Origin of the sequence: uncultured Chitinophaga sp. (assembly GCF_902168175.1) — a bacterium.
In the GTDB taxonomy this organism is placed as follows: domain Bacteria; phylum Bacteroidota; class Bacteroidia; order Chitinophagales; family Chitinophagaceae; genus Chitinophaga.
Genome location: NZ_CABHOU010000075.1, coordinates 1 through 7,819, shown reverse-complemented (window position 1 = coordinate 7,819; position 7,819 = coordinate 1). Strand labels below are relative to the sequence as shown.

Genomic DNA, 7,819 nt, shown 5'->3' with positions numbered 1-7,819 from the left:
CCTTCGATAGAAATATTATTATCGTCGTAGAAGTAAATGAGGTTACCTAGTTGCAGATGACCGGCCATAGAAGCGGCTTCCGAAGAAATACCCTCCATCATGTCGCCATCACTGCAAATAGCGTAAATGTGATAATCGAACAGGTCGAAACCAGGTTTATTGAACCGGGCGGCCAGGTGCTTTTGCGCGATAGCCATGCCTACCCCATTAGCAAACCCCTGCCCCAGCGGGCCGGTGGTTACTTCAATGCCGTCGAGCAACCCATATTCCGGGTGACCGGCAGTTTTGCTGCCCATCTGGCGGAACTGCTTCAGATCGTCGAGGGTGATGTTATAACCCGTGAGATAGAGGTAAGCGTATTGTAACATAGAGCCGTGGCCTGCCGACAGCACAAACCTGTCGCGGTTGGCCCAATGCGGGTTTTGCGGGTTATAGCGTAGGTAGTGGCCCCAAAGCGTATGGGCCATTGGCGCTGCGCCCATTGGCATACCTGGGTGGCCCGAATTGGCTTTCTGCACACCGTCGATGGCCAGCAAACGAGCTGTGTTGATGGCCTGTTCTGCAATATTTACTGAATAAGATCCCATAACTATTTACTGCGATTTTTTAACTGGTTATAATTCCTGTAATACCGCTTCTTCGCCTGCGGGCAGGGCCGTTACCCAAAGGCTGGCACCTCCCCTGAGGCCTTGTTTGGCCGATACCAGGGTAATGTTTTTATCAAGATCGAAACTAATCATTTCAGCGTTACCACCGCTGATATACAGGTGATCGTAATTAAAAACTGTTTGTAACACGGCTATTACGCGTTTCAGGCGTTTGTTCCACTTCTCCGCCCCTTCCTTTTCCAGCGCTTTGGCGCCAATGTAGCTGTCGTACGTATTTTTAGAACTGAACGGGTGCTGCCCTATTTCCAGGTGCGGCATTAACACCCCATGGTGGAACATAGCTGTACCAAATCCTGTTCCAAGGGTGATCACCATTTCCAGGCCGTGCCCACTGATGAGCCCAAGGCCCAGCATATCCGCATCATTCATTACATGCACCGGACGTGATAGTAACTCTTCCAGCCTGGACTGCAGGTTTACACCGTACCATTTTCCGGTACCGAGGTTAGGCGCAGTGATCACCACTCCTTTATCCACAAAACCGGGGAAACCTACAGATACTTTGGCGTAAGGCGGGAAGTTTTTCACCAGCTCGCGGATGGCTTCCATCACTTTAGCCGGGTCGGGGTTTTTAGGGGTTTTAACAGACTCGTAGTTTAACTGGAAAGCCCCCTGGGCATCGATGATCGTCGCTTTAATATGCGATCCGCCAATATCGATGGCCAGGATATTGTCGGCAACAGGCGCCTGGTTCATAAGTAATTGATTAAACTGGTTATTGAGCCAGGAAGAATAACAAGTCCGCTGTACAAATTGTTGCGGCCCCTTCCCGGAAGTATGTAAAGCTACGTGCGGGCGGTGCGGTGGACAACTAATAAATGAAGGGATCTGTTGTACATTTTATCGCGGTAAGGTGTTAGTACTTCTTTTAGGCAGATGCAGATGTTGTTGAATAGAGCAGGTTATAATGAGCGGTGTATATACCGTACAGCAGCGATGACAGCCCGGCAGAATTGTTGCCGCTGAAGGGTGTGACACAACGGCGGCCTGTGTTTGTTCTGAAGCTGGTTACATAAAAAAAGGAAACCTGCATAACAAGTTCCCTTTCGAATGCTTTTACCAGCCGCCACCACCGCCGCCGCCGCCACCACCGCCGGAACTTCCGCCGCCACTGCTGCCGGAACTCCAACTGGAACTGCCGGACGAACTGCTGCCGGAAGAACTGCTGCCACCGCTACTCCTTACCGGCTCAGGACTTTTAGCGGCCCTGTCTACCGAAGAGGCGAAGCGGTTGCTGAATGAATCGCCGAAGTGAACGTAGCTAAAGGTGCCGCCACTGTACCACTCCGGGCTATATTGGATGGATTCGAGTACATCTTTAAACTTTTTACCCCAGGCGTTTTCCAGTTCCAGGGCAATCGCATACGGGAGTAAACGCTCAAAAAGTTCGGGCGTGCGTTCGGGAGGTGTTAACATGTCCAGGCGGTCTTCTTCCGCTACAGAGAGGTACAGGCAAAAGCCTTCTATTTCGGCCATCACTTTGGTGCCCATCTCTGTTGGTGCCTGCACCAGCTTCATATACACTGCGAAACAAACGATAACGCCCACCACAAACACGATCGATACGACGGGCAGTTGCCATATGGCCGTCAATAAGATGCCCATTGGCACCAGGCTAAACACCACGCCCATTAACAGTAAAAACACGCCCGCACAGCCCTGTTTGAGCGCTTTAATACCGGCGAACAGCAATGACAGCCCGATAACGATAAAAGGCACGAGGAATACCAGGAAGATGAGCGAGCCTACATTAATAAATGCCAGGTAAACCGACAATACCAACATGGTTACCAGTCCGCCGCGCCACATATGCTTTTTATTCTGCTGGAAATATTCCGTTAGGTTATGCCCTGTCTTCAGTTCTTTTTCAAAGGCTTCGCGGGCAGCGCTGAACTTAAATTTATTGCTATCGTCTACCTCGATGGTCTGGTTGGTGTGCAGCAGTTTATTACAAAGTTCCCTTTCCTCCTGCGCAAGCAGACCGATCTTCCCTTTTTTACGTTCAATAAAAAACTTCCCTTCTTCCTTTCGGATGGTGATTACCTTTTTAACCGCCATATTCACCAGGGCTGCGGCGAGCGACCTGCTATCGTGTACTTTTTTATAGATATAACGCATAGAGGCAGGCGAAAGTCCGTCCGGTGGTTCGAATCGCGCTACCACCACCGGCTTTTCGGGATCTTTACCATATTTGCGCCACTTGTTGTATAAATAGGGCAGCAACACCAGCAGGCCAATGCCCGCCAGCACATATTCGATAAAATTCAGGAACCAGTCCACCAACATACCCCATAAACCTGGGGGTGGCGGGCGTTCGATAATGCCGGCCGTAAAACCTACTGCAATGGTAAAGCCCGAACCCGGCGACATCAATCGCTCTGTTTTGAATACCGGATGCTGGTCCCTGTCGTATTCCATGCTACAGTCGGAGGCGGTAGACCCCTTTTCTCCGGTATAACAGGCCGACTGCTTCACGGAAGCGCCGTCAGGCAAGGTGACCGTGGCCGAAGCCTTTACGATCGGCAGTTTCCAGTCGTTGCCCGTAACGTTCCAGTACAACTCGTCGTAGCCGTCGAAGAAGCCAACATGGCCGCGCGATTCATAAGTAATCGTGTAGTCGTACACACCCGTGCTTAACAATACATCGGCACTGCCTATACGAATATTCAGCCAGCCAGCTTCCTCTTTCGTAGAATACGGTTCGGCATGACCATCTTTAAGCACGCTAGTAACATGAATGGGTACATCCACCCTACGCCCGTACTTGTTTTTACGGAAGCCAGGCAGCTCGCGGAAGATACCGCGTTTAATTTCGTTGCCTGTGGCGAACACCTTTATATGTTCTGTTATTTTAACGAGGCCGTTCTTTTCGATGACGATATCCGCATGAAAGTCGATAATACCTTCGGAATAATGTTGTTCAGGCTCCTCCTGGTAGGAGGCGTCCACATAGTGCTCGTCGGGCTCCTGCGGGTAGGATACCTCCATAGTATCCTGGGCAATTACGGCGCCCGCCAGCGGCAGCAGGGCAAATAAGAGAATCAGTAAGCGCTTCATTTACATAGTTGGTTAGCGGAAAGAAACATCAGGTCTTTCGCGGTGAGCAGTATTATCGATTTCGAAGAAGGGGCTGGTTTTAAAGCCAAACATCCCGGCGATAATATTGGAGGGGAAGCTTTCTACGAGGTTATTATTTTCGCGAACAGTACCGTTGTAGTAACGGCGGGCCGATTCCAGGTTATTTTCGATACCGGCCAGCTCATCCTGTAATTGCAGGAAGTTGGTATTGGCTTTCAGGTCGGGATAGGCTTCGGCTACGGCCATCAGCGAGCCAAGGGCGCGGGTGAGTCCGGCAGCGGCTTCTGCTTTTTCGCCAGGGGTGACCGCATTCACGGAGGCAGTGCGGAAGCTGGTTACTTTTGCCAGCGTTTCCTGTTCGTGGCGGGCATAACCTTTCACGGTTTCCACCAGGTTAGGTACGAGGTCGTAGCGTTTTTTGAGGCTCACATCAATACCACTCCATGATTCCTTTACACTGTTGCGGCGGGCAACAAGGCGGTTGTACAGGCTAACTATCCAAACCAGCAGTACGCCGAGTACCAGGATAACAATAAGCGAATAATTCATCGTTTTTATTTAAATATCGCGATCCAAATGCACGATTTCTCCTCACCAACAGCACGGAAATTAAAAAATATTTCGGAGAGCATTAAACTTTACGTGATTATCGCCATCTAAAAATGCAAGTAAACATATTGCGCCTGCTGTCGTTATCTACATATAAGGCAGCAAAACACCTATCTAAAATCAGAAGAAATGAAAAACCGATTATCCGCCGCTGTATTAGCCGGCCTTACACTAACTGCGTTACTATTTGCCTGCCAGAAAGATGACCGTAACAGCCAGGGAAAAGCAAAACTGGAAATTCGCCTGACCGATGCACCGGCAAGTTATGATGCCGTCTATGTAGACATTCAGAAAGTAATGGTCCATGCTTCTACCGATGCCGAAACAGAGAATGGCTGGGTTGAGCTGCCTCTTCTGCATCCGGGCATTTACAATTTGCTCGATTTCAGGAACGGGCTGGACACTGTGCTTGCTGATACAGAGGTACCAGCCGGAGAAATTAACCAGGTACGCCTGGTGCTTGGCAACAGGAATTCGGTAGTGATCGACGGTGTTGAGCATGAATTAAAGACACCATCAGCGCAGCAATCAGGTTTAAAAGTAAAATTCAGGACTGTATTAGAGGCTGGTATTGTATACCGCCTGTACCTGGATTTCGACGCCAGTCGTTCCGTAGTAACGGCAGGCAATAGTGGTCAGTATATTCTTAAACCCGTTATACGTGGATATTCAGATGCGATCGGCGGTAGTATTAAGGGGATTGTACTTCCTCCGGCGGCATTAACACAAGTTTGGGCGATCCAAAATACCGATACCCTGCTGGCGCTGCCGGACATTGCCACGGGTCATTACTTCTTCGGCGGCCTGCCTGCGGGAGCCTGGAAGCTGGTTTACGACGCCCAGGTGCCACCTTACCGCGACACCACTGTTACAGTGAACGTAGCCACCGGTGTTGTTACCAATGTAGAAACCATCCAGATCACACAGTAGTAGTCTTCCTTATAAAAATGAAGGGCCGCCATTGAGCGGCCCTTCATTTTTTGCCTTTTTTCATTATTTTCGGCCAATGCAGGAACCGATTACGATATACAATACATCTCTGAAAAGCCGCGCGGGTTACCTGGCGTCTACCCTCCTTGGGCTTTGTGTGATACTGCTGGCATTCTACCTCATAGCATTGATTAAAGGAAAAGTGGCGCTCAACTTCAGTACAGATAAACAAATCGTTACCATTCTCTGCGGCGTTTATCTTACCTATACCCTGTTTGTAAAACATTTCGCGGCTATACAATTTGATCATGAAAGTAAGATCATCACGATCAGTACTTTCCGCATCATCGGTGGATTTAAGGAACATTATATCCCTTTCGATGATTTCTTTTATTATGAAGAGGAACGACGGATTAAGTTTCGCGACAGGATATTCTTTTACCGGTTGAAGAAAGAAATTGCAGGCGTGCCTAAACGCCATTTGAAACAACTGCCTGAACTCCACGCAGCCCTGGCCGAAGTAGAAAAGCTTTACCCGGAAGAAGCCTAGGCGATCAGCCGGTTAATTGTGCATGAGCTCCGCTGCATCCCCAGGGTTGAAAATTACCGTAACGAGTGTACCCTTTCCCTCTTCACTACTAATTACCAGGCTGCCATCCATATCGGAGGCAAGACCTTTCATCAGGCTCATACCTAAAGAGTCGTCAGTAGGTGGCTGTGCTGAAGCCGGCATCCCTACACCATTATCCGCAATTTCCAGCACGACCGCATGCTTGCCTTTCTGACGCATGCGAATCGTAATAAGACCTTCATCACGACCGCGAAAAGCGTATTTAAAGCAATTAGTAACCGATTCATTGAGAATAAGCCCTATCGGCAAGGCCTTATTAATGTCGAACGTAAGCGGTGCTATATCGAGGTCGAACTGAATGTAAAGGCGCTTATCGGAATAATCGTACAACTGCTCGGTAAGTTCCTTTATATAATGGGGCATCACTACTACTGACGGGTTTTCTGACTGGTACAATTTTTTATGTATCAGAGAAATGGCGTTTACCCTATGCTGGCTATCGAGCATAGCGGATTTGGCCTTTTCATCGTGCAGGTAGTACGACTGGATATTGAGCAGGCTCATAACCACCTGCAGGTTATTTTTCACCCGGTGGTGTACTTCCTTCAGCAGCCATTCTTTTTCATCTACCAGCTTTTCCAGCGATGCATTTTTCAAGGAAATAATAGCCTGCTGATGTTCCAATTGCCGGTTACTTCGCTGTTTAAGGCGGTAACGGCTATAGGTTAGCATCACCAGCAGGATCAGCAGCGCGGCACCAATGCCCAACAGGTTTCGAAACGCATTTACCCGGGTCACCAACATTTTCTGCAATCCGGCTTCCTTACCCAGGAGCAGGATTGTTTCCTGTTTTCGGCGCAGGGAGTCGCCGCGTTGTTTTGCATAACTTCGGGCATCCTCTACTTCACGTTCCAGCAGCAAGAAGCTTTGGCGTTCGCTTTCCTCCATTTCCTCCAGCAGGGCCTGGCGGAGCCGGCCACTTTCTGCCAGCCTGGTTACTTCTTCCGTTTTTTGCAGCACCTTCTTCTGCCGCTCGTTCGCCCGGGAAAAAACATTGAACTCTTCCAGCCTTACAATCTTTTCAAAGTTGAATAAGCTGTCGCTATAGGACCGGTAAACCGAGTAATGCGATAAGGCCCCTGGATAATCCCCCCGGATGCTGTCGATTTTATAATGTAACCATTCTTTATTCGTGAGTACATGTAGCCCCAGCGACTTTTGCGGCAACGCATCCACTTTTTTAAGATAGGGACCTATTTTATCGTAATGCCCCTGCCGGTAGTATATTGTAGCTATCTGAAGAAAATTGGTTGCCTGCAGCAGGTTAGCTTCCCTGTAACTGATCCGCTGCAATAACTTTTCGGTTTCATTAAGGTGAATAAGCGCAATACTATCGTTTAGGTTACAATAAAAAGCCCCCATGTATTCGTGATATTCCATTAGCCGGGTCCGCAAAGTAATAGGCACACTAATAAATCGTTCTTTCAGATAGTTAATGGCTGCCATTTTACTTCGCCTGAATGAAAGTTCGTGGGCATAGTTGATGATCTCCGTCCAGTCAGTAAGGTTATCCGGCTGCACTTCATCCCGTACTTTCTGCATTAAGTCCTCATATTTTTCGAAGCTTCCAAACTGATCAGATATATACAGGATTTTTTTCAGGTAGACCAGAATTTGTGCAGCGGGAATGCCCTGCGCCTGCAGACTTTGCAGCGCCGCCCCGGCATACAACATAGCTTTCGCACCGTCTCCTTTCAATTTGTAGATATTGTGCAGCAAATCGAACAATTCATGCTTTTTCAGCTGGTCGGTCGACATATATACTGCGTCTATTGATAACAACACGCGTTCAGCTTCGGCTATTTCACCCTTTCTGAAATGTGCCTGGGCAACCTGGTACTTTTCCCATGGCGTGTGCCCCCCGCTATCACCTCCCAATACAATTATTGAATCAAGCAGGTCG

General features: G+C 48.8%; 6 protein-coding genes and 1 pseudogene. 2 read left to right on the top strand and 5 right to left on the bottom strand.

Features of this window, described 5'->3' with window-relative positions; translation table 11 throughout:
- The 4 genes and pseudogenes from QZT80_RS17385 to QZT80_RS17370 all read right to left on the bottom strand — a co-directional run.
- Positions 1-587 (bottom strand): annotated as a pseudogene (locus QZT80_RS17385) (transketolase); the annotation flags it as partial.
- A 27-nt stretch (positions 588-614) separates the two neighbouring features.
- Positions 615-1,364: an ROK family protein gene (locus QZT80_RS17380; RefSeq protein WP_295124818.1), complete on the bottom strand. Its 750-nt coding sequence runs from the start codon at positions 1,362-1,364 to the stop codon at positions 615-617.
- A 360-nt stretch (positions 1,365-1,724) separates the two neighbouring features.
- On the bottom strand, positions 1,725-3,725 hold the full coding sequence (locus QZT80_RS17375; RefSeq protein ID WP_295124815.1) for a DUF2207 domain-containing protein: 2,001 nt from the start codon (positions 3,723-3,725) through the stop codon (positions 1,725-1,727).
- Between the two features lie 12 nt (positions 3,726-3,737).
- Positions 3,738-4,295 (bottom strand): LemA family protein, encoded by a 558-nt coding sequence (locus tag QZT80_RS17370; protein WP_295124812.1) that lies wholly within the window; start codon positions 4,293-4,295, stop codon positions 3,738-3,740.
- A 189-nt stretch (positions 4,296-4,484) separates the two neighbouring features.
- Between QZT80_RS17370 and QZT80_RS17365 the strand changes: the two genes are divergently transcribed.
- Positions 4,485-5,285, top strand: coding sequence for a DUF4382 domain-containing protein (locus tag QZT80_RS17365; RefSeq protein WP_295124810.1), 801 nt, complete (start codon positions 4,485-4,487; stop codon positions 5,283-5,285).
- A gap of 76 nt (positions 5,286-5,361) precedes the next feature.
- A complete protein-coding gene (locus QZT80_RS17360; RefSeq protein WP_295124808.1) occupies positions 5,362-5,835 on the top strand; it encodes a hypothetical protein in 474 nt (157 codons plus the stop codon).
- 12 nt (positions 5,836-5,847) lie between these two features.
- Here QZT80_RS17360 and QZT80_RS17355 read toward each other — a convergent pair.
- Positions 5,848-7,819, bottom strand: a 1,972-nt coding sequence (locus tag QZT80_RS17355; RefSeq protein ID WP_295124806.1) for a sensor histidine kinase, incomplete at its 5' end; no start/stop codon positions are given.

Coding starts and splice junctions, on each gene's coding strand:
- QZT80_RS17360 (WP_295124808.1), top strand. CDS start 5,362: ATGCAGGAACCGATTACGATATACAATACATCTCTGAAAAGCCGCGCG.
- QZT80_RS17380 (WP_295124818.1), bottom strand. CDS start 1,364: ATGAACCAGGCGCCTGTTGCCGACAATATCCTGGCCATCGATATTGGC.
- QZT80_RS17375 (WP_295124815.1), bottom strand. CDS start 3,725: ATGAAGCGCTTACTGATTCTCTTATTTGCCCTGCTGCCGCTGGCGGGC.
- QZT80_RS17370 (WP_295124812.1), bottom strand. CDS start 4,295: ATGAATTATTCGCTTATTGTTATCCTGGTACTCGGCGTACTGCTGGTT.
- QZT80_RS17365 (WP_295124810.1), top strand. CDS start 4,485: ATGAAAAACCGATTATCCGCCGCTGTATTAGCCGGCCTTACACTAACT.